Raw genomic sequence first — 19,886 nt, 5'->3', positions numbered from 1 at the left:
AGACATTGTCAGTGTTCTGACAGCCTGTTAAGCCGCTTACTATTCACGTCAATGCCTTATGACGATTAACGCAGCTATATTTCACTCCCGGAAGGCGCGGCAGCTTGCTCGTCAGCCACCCGGGCGCTGGTACGGTTTCGACCCGCTTTTTTTGAACGATAGAGATGATCGTCCGCTTCGGCCATGAGCTTGTTGAAGACCTCGGTCAACTGCCATGACTCCGCCTTTCCGCTTCCGAGGCCAATACTGACCGTCAGAAAGAGCGTCTGCTGACGCCAGGTAAACGGATGGCTGGCAACGGTGGAACGGATACGTTCAGCCAGTTCAAAACCGTGCTGCGCGTCGCCTGAATTGATCACCACAGCGAACTCTTCCCCGCCCATGCGCGCCACCATGCCATCTTCGCCGACGACCTGCTGAACCTGTCGGGCAAACGAGGCCAGCACGCGGTCTCCGCACTCGTGGCCGTAGTTATCATTAATGCTTTTGAAGTAATCAATATCCAGCAGCATGACGGTCAGAAAACGCGTATGCCGGTACGTCTCTTCATGCTTTAAGGCCTCATAAAGCCCGGAACGCGAGTAGACGCGCGTCAAAAAGTCATAATCCGCCCTCAGTGAAACCTGGCGGATCAGGGAATTAATCGCCGCCATGCTGACGGAAACCATCACCGGACAGATCGCCATCGTGGCGATGCCCAGCCTGGCTGAAAACATCATTGGCGTCGTAAACGGCGTCGCCACGGCAATATTAATAATCGAGTTGGCGACCAGAATGATTTCAGTGGCGCCCGTGATAAACGTCAGCAGACAGGTCGCAGGCAATGAATAGCGAACCGCACACCAGATAAGCGCAGGCAGAGGAAACGAGAGGCTCCCCGCGCCGCCAATCACCACCGACGCGGCCACCGAGACGATCAGCGCCATCACCGGCAGCAGCTGCTCCAGACGTAACCTGAGTTCACGCCCGGGCATACGCAACGTGAGCATACAGGGCACAACAAGCACGCCGGTTGAGAACTGCTCGCTAAACCAGTCGGCAAACAGCGGCCAGAAGGTGTGACTGTCAATCCCGACCGACCCCACCGCACCGAGCAAGGCACAAAGCAGCGCGGCAATCAGACAGTAGTTGAACAGGCGTAATGCGTTAAGCGGATCGGGTGTTCTCTTCATCAGCCGCTTGTCGCGCTGAACCAGCACGGCGACAACAACGATAAAGATCATGTTAGACAGGTTGATCGCCACTGAGGCCATACCCCAGTTGGTCGTCACCGCGTCGTACAACAGCATCGCGACATAACATACCGCATAGTACTGCAGGCGATTCAGGTAAACATAGCGGGCGAAGATCCCTGCCATGACGCCATTCAGCGGCCAGAACAGCGACAGGGCCTCAACGAGCCGTAATTCCGCGCCCACAAAATAGAATAAGGTGGTGAGGATGAAGATCGTCGACGCATTTCGCAGCGGCGTGTCGGGCTGGAACGGCCTGAAAGCGGTAAGAGCAGAACGCATTAAATATCATTCCATATGAAAGCTTATGGCAATTATTGCGGTCGTCAGCATGATCGGGACTAACTTGGGATGCATCTATAACACAAATACCACGGGAGCATAACTCGTCAAATTTAGGCGTTCATCTGCAGCACCAGCCAGTGGTGGATAACGCTGACGATATAATTTTGTTGCGGCGCCGTGAGCGTTACACCCTGCGGAATATTATGCCATTTTGCCAGACAGCCCCGACAACAGGTGGCGGTGGCATGCTGGGCGATAAACACCGGGTGACCGCGCATGGGCGTCTGTTTACCGTCGTTTGCGGGGTGTGCTGGGGCAAGGCGCTTTTCGACAAAATCCGCGGCATGCTGGTCAATAGTGTCGGGGCCTTTGTCCCAGCAGTACTGGCGTTCCTTATCGCCCAGGCGAAAGCGCGAGCGAAATGGCGATCGCGCCAGGCGGGAAAAGAGAGGATCCAGATCGGACATCAGTATACGGAACGTCCCAGACGCTGGGTCAGTTTCTCCAGAACCGCCACGCCGGCAAGCGAATTTCCCGTTTCATCCAGTTCCGGGCTCCAGACGGCTATCGCCATTTCGTGCGGCACAATCGCCACGACCCCGCCGCCGACGCCCGATTTAGCCGGAAGCCCAACGCGCCAGGCAAACTCGCCGGCGTTTTGATACATCCCGCTGGTGGCCATCAGCGCGTTAACCTGCCGGGCCTGAAGCGGAGAAACCACCTCCTGATCGAGGTGCGGCGCGTGCCCCTGGTGCGCAAGGAACAGGAATGTCTGAGCCAGCTCAACGCAGCTCATTTTCAGGGCGCAGTAATGGAAGTAGTTTTGCAGCACGGTCGCCACGTCGTTGTGGAAATTACCGAAGGATTTCATTAGCCACGCGATAGCCGCGTTACGGGCGGAGTGTTCAAACTCCGAGCGTGCCACCACCGCATCATAGGCAATATCGTCAACGCCCGAAAGCTGGCGAACAATCTCAAGCATTCTCTGTCGCGGTGCGCTGAGGCGGCTTTGCAGCATATCGCAGACCACCAGCGCCCCGGCATTAATGAAGGGATTTCGCGGTTTACCCTGCTCAATCTCAAGCTGAAGCAGCGAGTTAAAAGGCTGGCCGGAAGGATCTTTACCGACACGCTCCCAGATCTCTTCTTCATCATACTGGCGCATCGCCGCAACCAGACTCAGCACTTTCGAGATGGACTGAATGGAAAAACGTTCCGTTGCATCGCCTGCCTGGTATCGCTGTCCGTCGATGGTACAGATAGCAATCCCCAGCTTATTCCCGCTCACCGAGGCAAGGGCCGGAATATAGTCGGCAACCTTCCCCTTTCCAATTAACGGACGAACCTGCGCCAGAATCTCGTCCAACATCTCATTATGGATGACCGCAGCCACACTTTGCTCCTTGCCCTCAGGCTAAAACGGGCTGCGAGTATAACAGAGGCTTATGTATTGCGTCAGGCGCTAAGACGAAAACGCGAAACGGCCTGCAATAAAAGATCGGATTGCTTTTGCAGCCGCTCAGAGGCGTCCGAGGCGTCAGAGACCAACAGGTCCGTCTGCCGGGAGACCTGATTCAGCGCCTGAAGCTGGCGCGTCATCTGGTGAATACTGTCTCCCTGGCTGAGCGTGGCGGTTGAGATCTCATTCAGCAAACTGCTTAAATTGCCCACCAGACCGGTGACCTGCTGCAAATTCTCTTCCATCAGGGTAACGGCACGCGAACCGTCTTCAATGCCCTGCAGCGAGCGGTTAATAAGCTCCTGAATGGTCTGCGTCGAGTGGCTGCTTTTTCTGGCCAACAGCCCGACTTCCCGGGCGACGACGGCAAAGCCGCGCCCCTGGTTTCCGGCATGAGCCGCCTCAATGGCCGCATTCAGCGCCAGGATGTTGGTCTGGAACGCCACGCTGTCGATCATCGCCACGATCCCGCGCATCTCAGAGGATCGGTCGACGATCGCCTGCATGGACGCATTCACGGTAGACATCATCTGGTCGCCGCCCACGGCGGCCTGACGCGCTTCATCGGCCCGCGAGCTGGCGAGCCTGGCATAGCCGGTATTCCCTTCCACATGGCTCTCCAGCGATGCAATATGCGCCGTCACATCCTCAAGCTCTTTCGCCTGGCGCGCCGACTGCTGATACAGCTTCTGGTTACCCTCCGCCAGAGAGCCAATATTCTCCACCATGGTGGCAGTGGCATGGCTGACCTGCGTCACCAGCTGCTGCAGACCGTGCTGCATCGTCGCAATACTGTCGCTAAGCTGCCCAATCTCCCGGTTGAAGCGCATGACGTCCGGCGGCGTGCCGGAGAGATCCCCTGCCGCCAGCCGGTTAATATGCGCAATCAACCGACGCAGCGGCGTAATCACCCATCTGGACATGCCGAACCAGACGGCAACCGCGATGGCGAGCAGCAGCACCGGCGCAAACAGGAACAACGTTTGCAGACCGGAGAGCTGTGCCATTAGGCTCTGGCGCCCCTGCATGGCCTGCTTCTCGCTTGCCTGCTGATAGCGCGCATAGTTGTCGTTAAAATCAGACTGAAACGCCTGAGCCGGTACGGCAAAAAAAGCGTCGATGGTGTTGGTCTTGAGAAGCCCTTCAGCCTGTTCTTTGATCGCGCCGTAGAAAAGCTGATAGCTGTTCACCAGAGCATCGTCTTTCGGCGGATTGAGCGCCTGCCAGGCCTTCCACGCCTGCTGAGAAACCGTCAGCGCCTTTTGCGCGTCGTCCATCAGGCTGTGCCAGCTTCCGTCGGAGCCGGTCTCTTTATCCTGCATAAACCAGACGCCGGAGCGGTTAAGCAGATCGCTTGCCGCCAGCAGGGAAACGCGGGCCAGATCCAGCTTGCTCTGCTGCTGCCAGGCCAGCAGGTTTTGCTGCTCGTTACGCTGGGCGTCGTTCAGGGAGGCGTTAAGCAGGAATGACGAGGAGAGCTGCAGCGCGGAGAAAAGGCCAATAATGCAAAAGATACCCGTCAGCAGACCAAAGTGACGAGGGGTGAGACGCTGCGCAATACGGCGAAAAATTTGCGTTAGGTTCATGATTTTCTTCATTAACAATGCGTTAGACACGAGCGAGTCTACGAAATGAAAATGACAGAACCATTGCAGAGAAATGACAACGGCCCTCGTGATGAGGGCCGAAAAAATTACACGCGATCCTTCCACACCGTCTGCACGTTGCAGAACTCGTGCAGCCCAAAGTGGGAAAGCTCGCGGCCAAAGCCGCTTTTCTTCACGCCGCCGAAGGCCACGCGCGCGTCGCTGGCGCTAAAGCCGTTGATAAACACGCCGCCGCACTCCAGCTCGCGGGAGAATGTATCCGCAAGCGCCGCGTCAGCGGTGAAGACGGTGGCGGACAGGCCAAAGTCGCTGTCGTTAGCGAGCGTCAGGGCGTGATCCGCGTCTTTCGCGACCGTTATGGCCGCGACCGGACCAAACAGTTCCTGGCGGAACGCCGTCATCGACGGGGTGACGTTCGACAGCACGGTTGGCGCGTAGTAATTCCCCTCTCCGCCGATCTTCTCTCCGCCCAGCAGCAGCGTTGCCCCTTCGGCCAGCGTGGCCTGCACCTGCTGATGCAGTTCATCGCGCAGGTCATAGCGCGCCATCGGGCCAATAAAGTTCTCTTCCCGATCCGGTGCACCCATATTCAGCGCAGAAACGGCCTCGACAAAACGTTGCGTAAAGGTCTCTGCGATACCCTTCTCGACGATAAAACGTTTCGCCGCCGCGCAAACCTGCCCGGTATTCTGGTAGCGCCCCGCTACCGCCGCCTTTACGGCAAGATCCAGGTCGGCATCGTTGAGGACGATAAACGGGTCGGAGCCACCCAGCTCAAGCACGCATTTTTTCAGCGCGGCTCCCGCCTGCGCGCCGATGGCCGCACCGGCACGAACGCTGCCGGTGACGGTCACGGCCGCAATACGGCGATCGTTAATAGCCTGGCTTACGCCGTCATTGGTGGCGTTCACCCAGCCGAATACGCCTTCAGGGAAACCGGCATCCGCAAATATCTGCCCAATAAGATCCGCAGAGCCGAGCACGTTTGGCGCATGCTTAAGCAGATAGCTGTTACCTGCCAGCAGGATCGGCACCGCGCCGCGCAGCACCTGCCAGAGCGGGAAGTTCCATGGCATCACCGCGAGAATCGGCCCGAGCGGACGGTATTCAATGAACGCGTTGTGGTTTTCCACCAGCGTAGGCTCCGCACGCAGCATCGCCGGGCCGTGCCCGGCATACCAGTCGCACAGACCGGCGGATTTTGCCACTTCCGCCCGCGCCTGCAGGATGGGTTTCCCCATTTCACGGGAGATTATCTGCGCCATCTCTTCCGCGCGGTTTCGCAGCGCGGCACCGAGATCCCGCAGCTTCTGCGCCCGATGGGACACGCTTTCGCGTCGCCACTGGCGATACCCCGCGTCAGAGTGAGCAATCGCGCGTTCAACCTCTTCCGGCGTCGCCCAGAGATACGCAGCGAGGGTTTCTCCCGTTGCCGGGTTAACAGAGAGGGCATGTGTAGCAGATGAATAAGTCATGTTTTTCTCCACGCATTTCGGTTGATTCATTGTGGCTCACTATGCTATTTCTTAAAAATGAATAATACTAACCACCTTATTCACGAAACGAGAATGCTATGGACTTAACCCAGCTTGAAATGTTTAACGCCGTCGCGCTGACGGGCAGCATTACCCAGGCGGCGCAGAAGGTGCATCGCGTGCCGTCCAATCTGACCACCCGCATCCGCCAGCTGGAAGCCGATCTTGGCGTCGAGCTGTTTATTCGTGAGAACCAGCGTTTGCGCTTATCCCCCGCCGGGCATAACTTCCTGCGCTACAGCAGGCAGATCCTCGCTCTGGTGGATGAGGCGCGTATGGTCGTGGCGGGCGATGAGCCGCAGGGGTTATTTGCCCTCGGCGCGCTGGAAAGCACCGCTGCGGTGCGCATTCCTGAAACGCTGGCGCAGTTTAACCAGCGCTATCCGCGCATCCAGTTTGCCCTTTCTACCGGGCCATCCGGAACGATGATTGATGGCGTACTGGAGGGAACCCTCAGCGCCGCCTTTGTCGACGGGCCATTGTCGCACCCGGAGCTGGAGGGCATGCCGGTCTACCGGGAAGAGATGATGCTGGTCACGCCTGCCGGGCATGCGGAGGTGACGCGCGCCACGCAGGTCAGCGGCAGCGACGTTTACGCCTTTCGCGCGAACTGCTCGTATCGCCGACACCTGGAAAGCTGGTTTCATGCGGACAGAGCCACGCCCGGCCGAATTCATGAGATGGAGTCCTACCACGGCATGCTCGCCTGCGTCATTGCGGGCGCGGGCATCGCGCTGATGCCGCGCTCGATGCTGGAGAGTATGCCGGGCCATCATCAGGTTGAAGCCTGGCCGCTGGCGGAAAACTGGCGCTGGCTCACGACCTGGCTGGTGTGGCGGCGCGGGGCGATGACCCGCCAGCTGGAAGCCTTTATAGCGCTGCTAAACGAACGTCTTCAACCAGCGCCTTCTCCATAAACAGGCTGAGCGGGTCCTCAGCGTACGGGGCAAATGCCGGACGCAAATCGTACCCGCACTGCTCATACAGACGAACCGCGGCGCGCTGTTTGATGCCCGTCTCAAGCCTTACGGTATGACAATGGCGGCTCAGGGCTTCATCTTCCAGGGCGGCCAGCAGCGTCTCGCCGAGATGCTGCCCCCGATGGGCCGGGTCGATATAGACCCGCTTCATCTCCCCCGTTCCGTCGCCGTTGAGCACGATGGCCCCACAGCCCACGGCCTGGAGCTGCTGGTCGCGAATGACCATCAGGATCAGCGAGGTTTCCGGCAGCGCGGACAGGTCGAGCAGATGATTGCTTTCGGCGGGATAGAGTTCGCTCTGATAGCGGTCAAGCGCCGCGATCAGGTTGAGAATGTCCGGATGACGTGCAGATTCAGAGGTAATGGAATACATGGCAGGCTCCTTGCTGTTTTTATATCAACATAGCGCAGGCCTGCCAGGGGGGTTCATAGTATTAACTTATAGCGCGTCACTCAGCTAGCGCAAAAAGATACGCCCTTTCAGATACAGGGTCGCCTGGCCGCCAATCAGCACGCGGTCGCCCTTCAGCTCGCAGCGCAGATCCCCGCCACGTTCTGCCCCCTGCCGGGCATTGAGTGACGTTTTGCCCAGCTTTTCGCTCCAGTACGGGATCAGCATGCTGTGGGCAGATCCGGTGACCGGATCTTCCGGCACCCCTTCGCCCGGACAGAAGAAGCGGCTGACGAAGTCATATTCTTCTCCCGGCGCGGTCACGCAGACCATTTTATCCAGCGGAAGCATGGCCCCAATATCCGGCGTTAACGCTTCAACCTGCTGCTGGCTCTCCAGCACCACCATGTAATCGCGTCCGACGCGCACCTCTTTTGCCGCCGTGATGCCGAGCGCGCTAAATAGCACCTCGGGAGGATTCTCCACAACCTCCGTCGACCACGCGGGGAAGTTCAGCGTCAGCCAGTCGCCGCTGCGTTTAACCGTCAGTTCACCCACGAAGCGGGTGGTGAAGGTGATTTCGGTATGCGGATAATCAAGGTATTCGAAAATGACGTGTGATGCGGCAAGCGTGGCGTGGCCGCACAGGTTAATTTCATCCAGCGTGGTAAACCAGCGCAGCTCAAACCCACCGTCGGTGCGCACGAAAAAGGCGGTCTCAGACTGGTTATGCTGCTGCGCCATTTTGAGCAGCGTCTCGTCCGGCAGCCACTCTTCCAGAGGACATACCGCTGCGGCGTTGCCGCCAAAGGTTTTATCGCTGAAGGCATCCACCAGATAAAAATCAATTTCCTGCATTGTCTCTTCCTCTCTTGTTATGGCTATTTAGCGCAGAAAAACTGTGCCTTTCAGATAAAGCGTGGCCTGCCCGCCCATCAGCACGCGCGAACCTTTCAGCTCACAGCGTACATCACCACCCCGGGCTGAAACCTGACGGGCGAACAGCGTTGTTTTGCCCAGTTTTTCGCTCCAGTACGGGATCAGCATCGTGTGCGCGGAGCCGGTGACCGGGTCTTCCGGGACGGATACGCCAGGGGAGAAAAAGCGGCTGACAAAATCATATTCCCCCTCACCGCGCGCCGTAACGCTCACCTTATGCTCGCCCGGCGTCATCGCCGAGAAGCGCGGCGCAAGCGCTTCAACCTGCTGGCGATTTTCCAGAACGATCAGCCAGGCGCGCCCTTTCCGGGCATCAGCGTAGCGGCTGATACCCAGCGCCGAAAGCATCTCCGGCGGAGGCGTCTCTTCATGGGTTGGACATGCCGGGAAGTCCAGGGTCATCCACTCTCCCTCCCGGCTGACCGTCAGGCGGCCAGACGCGGTTTCAAAGTGGATCCGCGAATCCGGGTAATCCAGTTCGGTAAACAGCACGTGCGCGGCCGCAAGCGTAGCGTGGCCGCAGAGATTGACTTCGGTAAGCGTGGTAAACCAGCGTAGCTCAATGCCCCCTTTACTGCAGACGAAAAAAGCCGTTTCCGACTGATTATGCTGCTGCGCCATTTGCAGTAAGGTCTCATCGGGCAACCACGCTTTCAGCGGGCAAACGGCGGCCGGATTGCCGCCAAATGAGGTATCGCTGAACGCATCTACCAGATAAAAATCAATCTCCTGCATTGTCTTACCGCCTGTTTTTATTGTGTTGTTCTTTTATATTCAATGAAAATGGCGTTTACGGCTACCGCTTTCATAAGGTAAATATTGAGATCTGCGTCACATAATGGTTGAGTTTTCGCCGTTCAACGTTTTAAGATCGTCTCCTCTTCTTTTCAGCAACGAATCTCCGACATCCCTATGACAACGAACACAGTTTCCCGCAGGGTTGCGTGGCTACGCGTGGTCACGCTGGCCATTGCCGCGTTTATTTTTAACACCACAGAATTTGTTCCGGTTGGGCTGTTGTCTGACATCGCTGAAAGTTTCCAGATGGAAACGGCTCAGGTGGGCATTATGTTGACCATCTACGCCTGGGTAGTGGCGCTGATGTCCTTGCCGTTTATGCTGCTGACCAGCCAGATGGAGCGGCGCAGGCTGCTGATCGGTCTGTTTGTCTTGTTCATTGCGAGCCACGTGCTGTCGTTTATGGCGTGGAATTTTACGGTGCTGGTCATCAGCCGCATCGGCATTGCCTTTGCCCATGCGGTGTTCTGGTCGATCACCGCGTCTCTGGCTATTCGACTCGCTCCGGCAGGGAAACGCGCGCAGGCGCTGAGCCTGATTGCCACCGGTACTGCACTGGCGATGGTGCTGGGACTGCCGATTGGCCGCATCGTGGGGCAATACTTCGGCTGGCGTACGACGTTCTTCGCCATTGGTATGGGCGCGCTGGTAACGCTGGTGTGCCTGATTAAACTGCTGCCCGCGCTGCCGAGCGAACATTCCGGCTCGCTGAAAAGCCTGCCGCTGCTGATGCGTCGCCCGGCGCTGCTGAGTATCTACCTGCTGACCGCTATTGTGGTGACGGCCCATTACACGGCGTATAGCTACATTGAACCGTTTGTGCAGGTGGTGGCGGGCTTTAGCGCCAACTTTGCCACCGTCTTACTGTTGATCCTCGGCGGAGCAGGCATTATTGGCAGCGTGCTGTTCGGTAAGCTGGGTAACCGGCATGCTTCGACGCTGGTGAGCAGCGCTATTGGTCTGCTGCTGGCCTGCCTGCTGCTGCTGATGCCTGCCGCAGGCAGTGAAGACCATCTGGCGATCCTCAGCCTGTTCTGGGGCGTGGCGATCATGATTATTGGTCTGGGCATGCAGGTGAAAGTCCTGGCCCTGGCGCCGGATGCAACGGACGTCGCCATGTCGCTGTTCTCAGGGATTTTCAATCTGGGGATTGGCGCGGGCGCGCTGGTGGGAAATCAGGTAATACTGCACGTATCAATGTCGGCGATTGGCTATCTGGGCGCCATTCCGGCCCTGGTAGCGCTGGTCTGGTCGGTGCTCATCTTCCGTAAGTGGCCGGTGGCGCTGGAGGAACAGGGGCAGCACGGGTGAGCCTTCTTGCCGGGTGGCGGCTTCGCCTTACCCGGCCTACAAAACCCGTAGGCCCGTGCAAGCGAAGCGCCGCCGGGCAAGACATCAATGATAGGTCTTAATAATTTCCAGCACGCCGTTAATAATAAACTGCACGCCCATACAGACCAGTAAGAAGCCCATCAGACGGGAAATCGCCTCGATACCGCCCTTGCCTACCCAGCGCATAATGGCGCCAGAACTGCGCAGCGACGCCCAAACGATAACCCCGATAATTGCAAAAATCAGCGGCGGCGCAACCGTCAGCACCCAGTCCGGGAAGGTTGCGCTGTCGCGCACCGTCGACGCGGAGCTGATGATCATCGCGATGGTACCCGGCCCCGCCGTGCTCGGCATGGCAATCGGTACAAAGGCGATATTCGCACTCGGTTCGGTTTCCAGCTCTTCCGATTTGCTGGTCGCTTCCGGTGACTCATGCGCTTTTTGCGCCGGGAACAGCATACGGAAACCGATAAAGGCCACAATCAGCCCCCCGGCGATACGCAGGCCGGGGATGGAAATCCCGAAGGTATTCATCACCACCTGTCCGGCATAGTAGGCCACCATCATGATGGCAAACACATACACCGAGGCCATCATCGACTGATGGTTGCGCTCGGCGCTGTTCATATTCCCTGCCAGGCCGAGGAAAAGCGCCACCGTCGTTAACGGGTTAGCCAACGGCAGCAAGACCACCAGCCCAAGGCTGATTGCTTTAATTAAATCCAACATAGTGCGTTGTTGTCCTTATCCATATTTAACTCAGCAATTATAGGGGGAAAGTATGACATTCAGCTATGGGTGCAGCGCGACGATTCTTCTCCCTCTGAAATCATAACTCGCAGTTATCTATCTGATTTGAAAGACCTCAAAAAAAGTTCATGAAACGTTTTAGCAATTCGTGGCATCGGCCGACTCATTCAGTTGACTTATACTTGCCTGAGCAATAATATCTGCCGTGACTAACTACTTGCCAGGGCAACCATTGTGAAAAGCACCAGTGATATCTTTAACGACGTTGTTCCGCTGGGTCGTCTTATTCATATGGTAAATCAGAAAAAAGATCGCCTGCTCAACGACTATCTGTCACCGCTGGATATCACCGCAACACAGTTCAAAGTGCTGTGTTCCATTCGCTGCGAAGTGTGTATTACACCGGTTGAGCTTAAAAAGGTGCTCTCTGTCGATCTGGGTGCGTTAACCCGCATGCTCGATCGTCTCGTCTGCAAAGGATGGATAGAACGAAGCCCTAACCCAAATGACAAACGCGGCGTACTGGTAAAGCTGACCAGCGATGGCGCGGCCATGTGCGAGCAATGTCATCAATTAGTAGGACAAACACTGCATCAGGAACTAACAAAAAACTTAACGGCAGATGAAGTGGCAACCCTTGAGCTCTTGCTGAAGAAAATACTGCCGTAAACAGAAAAAGAGGTATGACGATGTCCAGACGCAATACTGACGCTATCACCATTCATAGCATTTTGGACTGGATCGAGGACAACCTGGAATCGCCGCTCTCCCTTGAAAAAGTGTCAGAGCGTTCAGGTTACTCCAAATGGCACCTGCAACGGATGTTCAAAAAAGAGACCGGTCATTCATTAGGTCAATACATTCGCAGCCGCAAGCTGACGGAAATTGCCCAGAAACTGAAAGAAAGCAATGAGCCGATCCTTTACCTGGCGGAGCGTTACGGATTTGAATCGCAACAAACCCTGACGCGTACGTTCAAGAACTATTTTGACGTGCCGCCTCATAAGTACCGAATCACCAGCGTGCCGGGCGAATCCCGATACCTGTATCCGTTAAAACACTGTAGTTAATCATCGCCTGTAACAGACGTAACCGAGGAAATCATGAAAGTTATCGCCTCCGCCGCCCTCGCCTTGCTGGTACTGTTCTCCAGCCAGACCTTCGCGGAGCAAACCCCTCGTGCAACGCAGCAAAATAATCCTGATACGATGATTTTGCCGTCAGCACATGACCAGTCGCCTTATGATTTCAACCATATGGGTGCTGGTAGCGACAAATCCGACGAATTAGGCGTGCCTTATTATAATCAGCACGGCCTCTGATTCGTTTTTGCCCCGCAGACGCGGGGCTTTTTTTATGCCTTTCTTACCCGCGTCGCCCGACGCACGCGCAGGCCAAAGACATTAATATACAGCCCGGCCATGATCAGCACGGCGCCAAACAGCTGCAGCGCGCTCAGCGTTTCATCCAGTAAGAGTGCCGCACTGGCAAGCCCCACCACCGGCACCAGCAGGGATAACGGCGCGACGCGCCAGGTTTCATAGCGACCCAGCAGCGATCCCCAGATCCCGTAGCCCACAATGGTGGCGACAAAGGCCAGATAGACCAGAGAGAGGATTGTAGTCAGGTCGATCTCGACCAGACTATTGAGCATGACGGCCGGGCCATCCAGAATCCACGCCGCGACCATAAACGGTATGACGGGGATCAGGGCGCTCCACACCACCAGGGACATCACTGCCGGGCGCGCCTCGTGCTGCATGATCAGCTTGTTAAAGATATTCCCGCAGGCCCAGCTCAGCCCCGCCGCCAGCGTCAGCATAAAGCCGAGCAACGCCACATGCTGGCCATTCAGGCTGGCCTCAATGAGCACCAGCACGCCGAACACCGCGAGCGTAATGCCCGCCAGCTGTTTGCCCTGCAGGCGCTCGCCAAACACAAACGCGCCGAGAATAATGGTAAAGAACGCCTGCGCCTGTAAGACCAGCGAGGCAAGACCGGCCGGCATACCGAACTTAATCGCGCAGAAGAGAAACGCGAACTGGCCAAAGCTAATGGTCAGACCGTAGCCCAGCAGCAGCTTTAACGGGATCTTTGGACGGGCGACAAAGAAGATGGCCGGGAACGCAACCAGCATAAAACGCAGACCGGCCAGCATCAGCGGAGGCATGTTGTGCAGCCCCAGCTTGATGACCACAAAATTGAGTCCCCATACTACGACCACCAGCAACGCCAGCAGCCCGTCTTTACGCGTCATACCCTGCCCCTGAATTATTAATTATTTGTTAACACTGCAAGGTAACAGAAAAAAGCAGGCCGCGAGAAGATCATTAATTCTGGCAGTCAGGCGAAGCACTTACGGATAAATTAGGCGCTATACAAGCCCCTTATGTCGTGATAATCCTTTTAGGACACAACATAAAAAGCATAAGCAATTGTCGGGCAGGAATATGAAACCATCTCTCAGGCGCTCAACCGCAGCGCTGCTGGCATCGTCATTGTTATTAACCATTGGTCGAGGGGCAACGCTGCCGTTTATGACCATTTATCTCACGCGCGTCTATAGCATGAGCGTCGAGAATATTGGTTATGCCCTGACGATTGCGCTGACTATCGGCGTGGTGTTCAGCCTGGGCTTTGGCATTCTTGCCGATAAGTTTGATAAAAAACGCTACATGCTGATCGCGATCGTGGCCTTTATCGCCGGGTTTGTCGCGATCCCGCTGGTGGATAACGTCACGCTGGTGGTGCTGTTCTTTGCGCTGATCAACTGCGCCTATTCCGTCTTTTCGACGGTGCTGAAGGCATGGTTCTCCGACGTGCTCACCACGAGCCAGAAAGCGCGCGTCTTCTCGCTGAACTACAGCTTCCTGAACATTGGCTGGACGATCGGGCCGCCGATTGGCACCCTGCTGGTAATGTACAGCCTGCAGCTGCCGTTCTGGCTGGCAGCCTTCTGCGCCGCCCTGCCGCTTGGATTTATCCATTTCTTTGTGCAGAAAAGCGTGGCGCTGGATACCGCCGAGGAGAAGATGCCCTGGCAGCCGTCGGTATTGCTGAAAGACCGCGCGCTGTTCTGGTATACCCTCTCTGGCCTGCTCGCGTCATACGTCGGCGGATCGTTCGCGACCTGTATTTCCCAATACGTTCTGGCCGCGCATGCAGACAGTAATTTCGCCGAAAAGGTGGTCGCCGTGGTATTGCCCGTCAACGCCGCCGTGGTGGTGACGCTGCAATATGCGCTGGGTCGTAAGATCTCTGCCAGCAATATTCGCCCGCTGATGACCCTCGCCACCCTGTTTTTTATCGTGGGGCTGGGGGGCTTTATGCTCTCCGGAGAAAACCTCGTTTACTGGGGCATCGCTGCCGCTATCTTTACCCTGGGCGAAATTATCTATGCGCCGGGTGAATACATGCTGATCGACAACATCGCCCCGCCGGGGATGAAGGCGAGCTATTTCTCAGCCCAGGCGCTGGGCTGGCTCGGCGCGGCGGCAAACCCGATGATCACCGGTATTATCCTGACCAACCTGCCGCACTGGTCGTTGTTTGTCATCATGATGGTCGCCATCGTCATTGCGTGGCTGATGATTTTGCGCGGCATGAGCGTGAAGAATGAAGATACCGTGTCGGGTGGCGCTGCGCTTACCCGACCTACAAAACCCTAATCGTAGGCCGGGTAAGGCGTAGCCCCACCCGGCAAAAGCAAAGGCCTAGTGGTGCAACATCTCCTCCACCACCTGCTCTTTATACATCTCATTCGGATAATAGGTCGGCCAGTTATCCATCTCTTTCAGCAGCGCCTCGTGGGAGGTGTTGCCCATGAAAATATGGAAGTGCGAAGAGGCCTTCGGCGCGATGGTGTGGTCGCTGAACTGCACAAACTTCGGTGCCTTGCTGCTGGCGTCCTTACACTCGAACAGGTAGCGAACGCCTTTTTTACCCGACGCGTAGGTCAGAATTTTGTAGCCGCTGTAATCATAATGACAGTGGCTGACCGCTTCGCCCTTATGAAATTCCATCACGTTATTTTCGATGCCGATGGCATCCACGTCCGTCGCATATCCCTTGCGGTAGTATGCTTTCACCTCGGCAAAGGTTTTGCTTTTGTCTTTCTGCGCTTTCTGTTTAAACACCGGATCCAGCGAACCATCCAACAGGAACGGATAAACCGACTGCCAGGTCCCGTCCCAGTCAGACAGCGCTCTGTCCTTCACGTCCTTATCCTCAAACACGCCGCTCGCCGCTTTCTGTTCCGCTTCGGTCATCTGATGACCGTGCGAGTGAGCAAACAGCTGGCCGCTGACCAGCAGCGCCCCCAGAGTCATGGCAAATTTTCCAATATGTGCAGTCAACATAACACCCTCATTCCGTTTGATAAGAATGCGGATGTTATATTATAACATTTCAAATCGCAACCAGCCCGCGAACGCCCTCCTGCTCCATGTTTTCACCCCGCCCGCGCTGAATGATGGTGCCGCGCGACATCAGCAGGTAGCTGTCGGCCAGCTCGGCGGCAAAGTCGTAAAACTGCTCAACCAGCAGGATCGCCATATCCCCCCGGCCCGCCAGGGTGCGGATCACCTGGCCAATCTCTTTAATCACCGACGGCTGTATGCCTTCGGTTGGCTCATCCAGAATCAGCAGCTGCGGGCGGCTCGCCAGCGCGCGACCAATCGCCAGCTGCTGTTGCTGCCCGCCGGAGAGGTCGCCCCCGCGACGGTGCTTCATCTCTTTAAGCACCGGAAACAGCTGCCAGATCTCTTCCGGCACCTGCTTCGCCTCGCGGGAGGAAAATCGCGACATCCCCAGCAGAAGGTTCTCCTCCACGGTCAGGCGCGGGAAAATCTCACGGCCCTGCGGAACGTACGCCACGCCAGACTGCACCCGCTGGTGCGGCCTGCTGTGGGTGATCGTTTTACCCTGCCAGACAATCTCCCCGGTCTTCGCCGGGATCAGCCCCATCAGACACTTCAGCAGCGTGGTTTTCCCGACACCGTTGCGCCCCAGCAGACAGGTGACCTCTCCGGTGACGGCCTCAAAGCTCACGCCGCGCAGGATATGGCTGCCGCCGTAGTACTGATTCAGTTCATTGACCTGTAGCATCACCCCTCCTTAACGTCCCAGATAGACCTCAATCACCTGCTCGTTGGCCTGCACCTCGCGAAGCGAACCTTCCGCCAGCACGCGTCCCTGATGCAGCACCGTGACGTGGTCGGCGATAGTCTCAACAAAACCCATATCGTGCTCCACCACCATCAGGGAGTGCTTACCCGCCAGCGTTTTGAACAGCTCGGCGGTGTATTCCGTTTCCGCGTCTGTCATCCCGGCGGCCGGTTCATCCAGCAGCAGCAGGTGCGGGTCCTGTACCAGAAGCATACCGATTTCCAGAAACTGTTTTTGCCCGTGCGAAAGCAGCCCCGCGCGGCGGTCGCGCTCACCGCTAAGGAGCAGCAAAACCAGCATCTCATCAATGCGGTCGCGCTGTTCACCGTTGAGCGTTGCCCGCAGGCTCGCCCAGACGGATTTATCGGTTTTCATGGCGATCTCCAGGTTTTCCCACACCGTCAGCGCTTCAAAAACGGTGGGTTTCTGGAATTTACGCCCGATCCCCTGGCGGGCAATGGCCGCAGGCTCCAGCGCGGTCAGGTCGATGGACTGATCGTAAATCGCTCTGCCGCTCTTTGGCCGCGTTTTGCCGGTGATAACGTCCATTAGCGTGGTTTTACCGGCTCCGTTAGGGCCAATCACGCAGCGCAGCTCACCCACGCCGATATTCAGCGAGAGATCGGTCAGGGCCTGAAACCCATCAAAATTGACGTTAATGGCCTCAAGCTGAAGCACCGGGTCGGTCTGTTCACGGTAACGATCGCCGGGCAACTGGCGGGTAAATAACCCTTCGGCTGGCTGCATTATTTATCTCCCTTTCGAAACAGACCATAGACGCCGCGCGGTAAAAACAGCGTGACGGCGATAAAAATCAGCCCCAGAAACAGCTGCCAGTATTCCGGCATCGCGACGGTGAAGAAGCTCTTTGCACCGTTCACCAGCGCCGCGCCAATCACCGGACCGATCAGCGTGCCGCGCCCGCCCAGCGCAACCCAGATGGCCGCTTCTATTGAGTTGGTTGGTGACATTTCACCGGGGTTGATAATGCCCACCTGCGGGACGTACAGCGCCCCCGCCAGGCCGCACAGCACGGCAGAAAGCGTCCATACCAGCAGCTTGAACCCGCGCGGATCGTAGCCGCAAAACGTCAGGCGGTTTTCGGCGTCGCGAACGGCGGTCAGGATGCGGCCAAACTTGCTCTTCGCCAGCGCAAATCCGGTGCCTAACGCCAGAATCAGCAACAGCACGGTCGCCAGAAACAGTGCGATACGGGTGGTTGTTTCCGTCACCGAAAACCCGAGCAGCGTGGTGAAGCCGGTAAAGCCGTTATTGCCGCCAAAACCGGTTTCGTTGCGAAAGAACAGCAGCATTCCGGCATAGGTCAGCGCCTGGGTCATAATCGAGAAATAGACCCCTTTGATCCTGGAGCGGAAGGCAAACCAGCCAAACACCAGAGCCAGCAGGCCCGGCACCATCACAATCAGCACCAGCGCCCAGGCAAAATGCTGGGTTCCCCACCAGAACCACGGCAGTTCACTCCAGGAAAGAAACGACATAAACGCGGGCAGACCGTCACCCGAGGCCTGACGCATCAGGTACATGCCCATCGCGTAGCCGCCCAGGGCGAAGAAGATGCCGTGCCCAAGAGAGAGCATCCCGGCGTAGCCCCACACCAGATCCAGCGCCACCGCAACGATGGCATAGCAGAGAATCTTGCCAATCAGCGTCAGCATCCAGGTCGACAGCGCCAGCGGATGCGTCGCGGGCAGTAAGGCGAAAAACGGTAATATCAGCAGACACACCACCAGCAGGCTGCCTGCAAGTTGCGTTGTGCGCGGCGCTTTGCGCGCCAGCGTTAAGGTCAGCGGCTGGCTCATCAGTCAATCACCCTCCCTTTCAGCGCAAACAGCCCCTGAGGGCGTTTCTGAATAAACAGCACGATCGCCACCAGAATCACGATCTTGCCCAGCACCGCACCCATCTGCGGTTCAAGAATTTTATTGAAGATGCCCAGACCAAACGCCGCGGCCACGCTGCCTGCCAGCTGCCCTACGCCACCGAGAACGACCACGAGGAAGGAATCAATAATGTACCCCTGGCCCAGCTCCGGCCCGACGTTACCGAGCTGCGATAGCGCCACGCCGCCTAACCCCGCAATCCCTGAACCAAGCCCAAACGCCAGCATATCGACGCGACCTGTCGGTACCCCGCAGCAGGCGGCCATGCTGCGGTTCTGCGTTACCGCGCGCACGTTAAGCCCCAGACGGGTTTTATTCAGAATGAGCCAGGTAAAGAACAGCACCAGCAGCACGAAGCCCAGCACCACGATGCGGTTCCACGGCAGCGTCAGGTTGGCAAAAACCTGCACCCCGCCGGACAGCCATGCGGGGTTGGCGACCTCCAGGTTCTGGGCGCCAAACGTCATGCGCACCAGCTGGATAAGCATCAGACTGATCCCCCACGTCGCCAGCAGCGTTTCCAGCGGACGACCGTACAAATGGCGAATCACGGTGCGCTCCAGCACCATCCCGATGCCCGCCGTCAGGCAGAACGCGACCGGCAGCGCGATAACGGGATAGAGCGCCAGCCACTGGGGCGCAAGCCCGGCCATCGCCTGCTGCACCATCCACGTGGCATACGCGCCCAGCATCAGCATCTCGCCGTGCGCCATATTAATGACGCCCAGCAGGCCGTAGGTGATGGCAAGCCCCAGCGCCGCCAGCAGCAGCACCGACCCCAGCGACAGCCCCATAAACGCCTGGCCCAGCAGATCGCCCCACATGAGTCGATGCTGGACCTGGCTAAGACTCTCCTGCGCGGCCGCGCGCACCCCGGCATCCGGCTCTGCCTGTGCCGAGGTAAACGGAGTAAGTCTGGACTCCACGTCCGGATCGTCGGACTGCCCTAATAATTCGACAGCCTTGCGGCGTACCTCTGCCTGCGGGCTGGCTAGCTGGAGATTAGCCACCGCCAGCAGCAGCGCCTGACGTGCCACCGCGTCCGTTTCATCGTTTAGCCGCTTTTCCAGGAAAGCGAGCATCCCGGGCTGGGCATCCCGCTGAAGCTGACGTGCCGCTGACCGCCTTTCTGTGACACTGTCACTGACGAGCTGATGCGTAGCGATGGCCGTGGCGGCCAGCACGCGCAGCCGGTTGGTCAGACGAACGGCTTTGGCTGGCCCTTCGGCCGCCTGAGCGTCACCGAGCGAGACCATTTGACCATTGCGCTGCGCAAAGGCGTGCTTTTGGCTGTCGGTATACAGGTTTTCCTTTTGCAGTGCCTGGAGCAGCGGCAGCCTTACCGCGTCCGGGGCAGCGGCCCACTGCGTCAGCAATTCCGCCTGCTGGCTGCGGCTGGCGGCAACAAAACGATCGGCATCCGATGCCTGCGCCATCCCTGGCAGCAGTCCGGAAAGCCATACAAGAGCGATGAACATGCGCATGGCGTTCATGACGTTTCTCCCTGCGGT

General features: G+C 57.6%; 21 protein-coding genes. 6 read left to right on the top strand and 15 right to left on the bottom strand.

Annotation, left to right across the window (positions count from 1 at the left end; genetic code table 11):
• Nucleotides 1–74 precede the first annotated feature (74 nt).
• The 5 genes from N037_RS20250 to sad form a co-directional block, all read right to left on the bottom strand.
• On the bottom strand, nt 75–1,514 hold the full coding sequence (locus N037_RS20250) for a sensor domain-containing diguanylate cyclase (protein WP_032643009.1): 1,440 nt from the start codon (nt 1,512–1,514) through the stop codon (nt 75–77).
• 113 nt (nt 1,515–1,627) lie between these two features.
• Nucleotides 1,628–1,984, bottom strand: a complete 357-nt coding sequence (locus tag N037_RS20245; RefSeq protein ID WP_023335717.1) for a DUF4186 domain-containing protein — start codon at nt 1,982–1,984, stop codon at nt 1,628–1,630.
• Complete coding sequence (gene glsB, locus N037_RS20240; protein WP_023335716.1) at nt 1,984–2,910, bottom strand: glutaminase B; 927 nt, start codon at nt 2,908–2,910, stop codon at nt 1,984–1,986. The genes N037_RS20245 and glsB overlap by 1 nt, the downstream gene beginning before the upstream one ends.
• 62 nt (nt 2,911–2,972) lie before the next feature.
• On the bottom strand, nt 2,973–4,562 hold the full coding sequence (locus tag N037_RS20235; protein WP_032643007.1) for a methyl-accepting chemotaxis protein: 1,590 nt from the start codon (nt 4,560–4,562) through the stop codon (nt 2,973–2,975).
• Between the two features lie 107 nt (nt 4,563–4,669).
• Complete coding sequence (gene sad / locus N037_RS20230; RefSeq protein ID WP_032643005.1) at nt 4,670–6,058, bottom strand: succinate-semialdehyde dehydrogenase; 1,389 nt, start codon at nt 6,056–6,058, stop codon at nt 4,670–4,672.
• A gap of 98 nt (nt 6,059–6,156) precedes the next feature.
• On the opposite strand from sad, the gene ptrR reads away from it, so the two are divergent.
• Nucleotides 6,157–7,035: a putrescine utilization regulator PtrR gene (ptrR, locus tag N037_RS20225; RefSeq protein WP_023335713.1), complete on the top strand. Its 879-nt coding sequence runs from the start codon at nt 6,157–6,159 to the stop codon at nt 7,033–7,035.
• Here the strand turns inward: ptrR and N037_RS20220 are convergent.
• The 3 genes from N037_RS20220 to N037_RS20210 all read right to left on the bottom strand — a co-directional run bounded on the left by N037_RS20220 (nt 6,989) and on the right by N037_RS20210 (nt 9,163).
• The gene (locus N037_RS20220; RefSeq protein ID WP_032643003.1) at nt 6,989–7,471 is read right to left on the bottom strand and encodes a GNAT family N-acetyltransferase; all 483 of its coding nucleotides are present in this window, start codon (nt 7,469–7,471) and stop codon (nt 6,989–6,991) included. The genes ptrR and N037_RS20220 overlap by 47 nt on opposite strands.
• Before the next feature lie 84 nt (nt 7,472–7,555).
• The gene (locus tag N037_RS20215) at nt 7,556–8,347 is read right to left on the bottom strand and encodes a PhzF family phenazine biosynthesis protein (protein WP_032643001.1); all 792 of its coding nucleotides are present in this window, start codon (nt 8,345–8,347) and stop codon (nt 7,556–7,558) included.
• A 27-nt stretch (nt 8,348–8,374) separates the two neighbouring features.
• The gene (locus N037_RS20210) at nt 8,375–9,163 is read right to left on the bottom strand and encodes a PhzF family phenazine biosynthesis protein (RefSeq protein ID WP_032642999.1); all 789 of its coding nucleotides are present in this window, start codon (nt 9,161–9,163) and stop codon (nt 8,375–8,377) included.
• A gap of 177 nt (nt 9,164–9,340) precedes the next feature.
• Between N037_RS20210 and N037_RS20205 the strand changes: the two genes are divergently transcribed.
• On the top strand, nt 9,341–10,537 hold the full coding sequence (locus tag N037_RS20205; RefSeq protein ID WP_032642997.1) for a sugar transporter: 1,197 nt from the start codon (nt 9,341–9,343) through the stop codon (nt 10,535–10,537).
• 84 nt (nt 10,538–10,621) lie between these two features.
• On the opposite strand, the gene N037_RS20200 is transcribed toward N037_RS20205, so the two are convergent.
• A complete protein-coding gene (locus N037_RS20200; RefSeq protein WP_023335699.1) occupies nt 10,622–11,287 on the bottom strand; it encodes a MarC family NAAT transporter in 666 nt (221 codons plus the stop codon).
• Between the two features lie 255 nt (nt 11,288–11,542).
• Here N037_RS20200 and marR point away from each other — a divergent pair, with 255 nt between their 5' ends.
• Genes marR through marB form a run of 3 tightly spaced genes read left to right on the top strand, consistent with a single transcriptional unit; the run spans nt 11,543 to nt 12,630 of the window.
• Entirely contained in the window at nt 11,543–11,977 is a 435-nt protein-coding gene (marR, locus tag N037_RS20195) for a multiple antibiotic resistance transcriptional regulator MarR (RefSeq protein WP_008502236.1), read from the top strand.
• 20 nt (nt 11,978–11,997) lie between these two features.
• Nucleotides 11,998–12,378 carry an MDR efflux pump AcrAB transcriptional activator MarA gene (gene marA, locus N037_RS20190; RefSeq protein WP_008502237.1) on the top strand — a complete coding sequence of 127 codons (381 nt, stop codon included), beginning with the start codon at nt 11,998–12,000 and terminating at the stop codon, nt 12,376–12,378.
• 33 nt (nt 12,379–12,411) lie between these two features.
• Nucleotides 12,412–12,630 carry a multiple antibiotic resistance protein MarB gene (marB, locus tag N037_RS20185; protein ID WP_023335698.1) on the top strand — a complete coding sequence of 73 codons (219 nt, stop codon included), beginning with the start codon at nt 12,412–12,414 and terminating at the stop codon, nt 12,628–12,630.
• Nucleotides 12,631–12,662: 32 nt separating this feature from the next.
• Here marB and eamA read toward each other — a convergent pair whose 3' ends face one another.
• Complete coding sequence (gene eamA, locus N037_RS20180) at nt 12,663–13,565, bottom strand: O-acetylserine/cysteine exporter (RefSeq protein ID WP_023335697.1); 903 nt, start codon at nt 13,563–13,565, stop codon at nt 12,663–12,665.
• Nucleotides 13,566–13,758: 193 nt separating this feature from the next.
• On the opposite strand from eamA, the gene ydeE reads away from it, so the two are divergent.
• Complete coding sequence (gene ydeE / locus N037_RS20175) at nt 13,759–14,976, top strand: efflux MFS transporter YdeE (RefSeq protein WP_032642995.1); 1,218 nt, start codon at nt 13,759–13,761, stop codon at nt 14,974–14,976.
• A 45-nt stretch (nt 14,977–15,021) separates the two neighbouring features.
• Here ydeE and zinT read toward each other — a convergent pair whose 3' ends face one another.
• From zinT to urtB, 5 genes are read right to left on the bottom strand one after another with little or no spacing between them, the layout of a single operon-like run.
• The gene (gene zinT, locus N037_RS20170; RefSeq protein ID WP_032643373.1) at nt 15,022–15,663 is read right to left on the bottom strand and encodes a metal-binding protein ZinT; all 642 of its coding nucleotides are present in this window, start codon (nt 15,661–15,663) and stop codon (nt 15,022–15,024) included.
• Between the two features lie 52 nt (nt 15,664–15,715).
• Entirely contained in the window at nt 15,716–16,414 is a 699-nt protein-coding gene (urtE, locus tag N037_RS20165; protein WP_032642993.1) for an urea ABC transporter ATP-binding subunit UrtE, read from the bottom strand.
• A 9-nt stretch (nt 16,415–16,423) separates the two neighbouring features.
• On the bottom strand, nt 16,424–17,221 hold the full coding sequence (gene urtD / locus N037_RS20160) for an urea ABC transporter ATP-binding protein UrtD (RefSeq protein ID WP_032642991.1): 798 nt from the start codon (nt 17,219–17,221) through the stop codon (nt 16,424–16,426).
• Nucleotides 17,221–18,294: an urea ABC transporter permease subunit UrtC gene (gene urtC / locus N037_RS20155; protein WP_032642989.1), complete on the bottom strand. Its 1,074-nt coding sequence runs from the start codon at nt 18,292–18,294 to the stop codon at nt 17,221–17,223. The genes urtD and urtC overlap by 1 nt, the downstream gene beginning before the upstream one ends.
• Nucleotides 18,294–19,868, bottom strand: a complete 1,575-nt coding sequence (urtB, locus tag N037_RS20150) for an urea ABC transporter permease subunit UrtB (protein ID WP_032642988.1) — start codon at nt 19,866–19,868, stop codon at nt 18,294–18,296. The genes urtC and urtB overlap by 1 nt, the downstream gene beginning before the upstream one ends.
• Nucleotides 19,869–19,886 lie beyond the last annotated feature (18 nt).

This window comes from Enterobacter sp. EGD-HP1 (assembly GCF_000733275.2).
Lineage (GTDB): Bacteria > Pseudomonadota > Gammaproteobacteria > Enterobacterales > Enterobacteriaceae > Enterobacter.
Note: the sequence above shows the minus strand (reverse complement) of the source record. Positions and strands in the feature narration are given on the sequence as shown.

Excerpts from the sequence above, each read along its gene's own strand:
- marB (WP_023335698.1), top strand. The coding sequence starts at position 12,412 with ATGAAAGTTATCGCCTCCGCCGCCCTCGCCTTGCTGGTACTGTTCTCC.
- N037_RS20215 (WP_032643001.1), bottom strand. The coding sequence starts at position 8,347 with ATGCAGGAAATTGATTTTTATCTGGTGGATGCCTTCAGCGATAAAACC.
- ptrR (WP_023335713.1), top strand. The coding sequence starts at position 6,157 with ATGGACTTAACCCAGCTTGAAATGTTTAACGCCGTCGCGCTGACGGGC.
- N037_RS20245 (WP_023335717.1), bottom strand. The coding sequence starts at position 1,984 with ATGTCCGATCTGGATCCTCTCTTTTCCCGCCTGGCGCGATCGCCATTT.
- N037_RS20250 (WP_032643009.1), bottom strand. The coding sequence starts at position 1,514 with ATGCGTTCTGCTCTTACCGCTTTCAGGCCGTTCCAGCCCGACACGCCG.
- N037_RS20210 (WP_032642999.1), bottom strand. The coding sequence starts at position 9,163 with ATGCAGGAGATTGATTTTTATCTGGTAGATGCGTTCAGCGATACCTCA.
- urtD (WP_032642991.1), bottom strand. The coding sequence starts at position 17,221 with ATGCAGCCAGCCGAAGGGTTATTTACCCGCCAGTTGCCCGGCGATCGT.
- N037_RS20220 (WP_032643003.1), bottom strand. The coding sequence starts at position 7,471 with ATGTATTCCATTACCTCTGAATCTGCACGTCATCCGGACATTCTCAAC.
- N037_RS20200 (WP_023335699.1), bottom strand. The coding sequence starts at position 11,287 with ATGTTGGATTTAATTAAAGCAATCAGCCTTGGGCTGGTGGTCTTGCTG.
- eamA (WP_023335697.1), bottom strand. The coding sequence starts at position 13,565 with ATGACGCGTAAAGACGGGCTGCTGGCGTTGCTGGTGGTCGTAGTATGG.
- marA (WP_008502237.1), top strand. The coding sequence starts at position 11,998 with ATGTCCAGACGCAATACTGACGCTATCACCATTCATAGCATTTTGGAC.
- urtC (WP_032642989.1), bottom strand. The coding sequence starts at position 18,294 with ATGAGCCAGCCGCTGACCTTAACGCTGGCGCGCAAAGCGCCGCGCACA.
- ydeE (WP_032642995.1), top strand. The coding sequence starts at position 13,759 with ATGAAACCATCTCTCAGGCGCTCAACCGCAGCGCTGCTGGCATCGTCA.
- N037_RS20235 (WP_032643007.1), bottom strand. The coding sequence starts at position 4,562 with ATGAACCTAACGCAAATTTTTCGCCGTATTGCGCAGCGTCTCACCCCT.
- N037_RS20205 (WP_032642997.1), top strand. The coding sequence starts at position 9,341 with ATGACAACGAACACAGTTTCCCGCAGGGTTGCGTGGCTACGCGTGGTC.
- urtB (WP_032642988.1), bottom strand. The coding sequence starts at position 19,868 with ATGAACGCCATGCGCATGTTCATCGCTCTTGTATGGCTTTCCGGACTG.
- sad (WP_032643005.1), bottom strand. The coding sequence starts at position 6,058 with ATGACTTATTCATCTGCTACACATGCCCTCTCTGTTAACCCGGCAACG.
- urtE (WP_032642993.1), bottom strand. The coding sequence starts at position 16,414 with ATGCTACAGGTCAATGAACTGAATCAGTACTACGGCGGCAGCCATATC.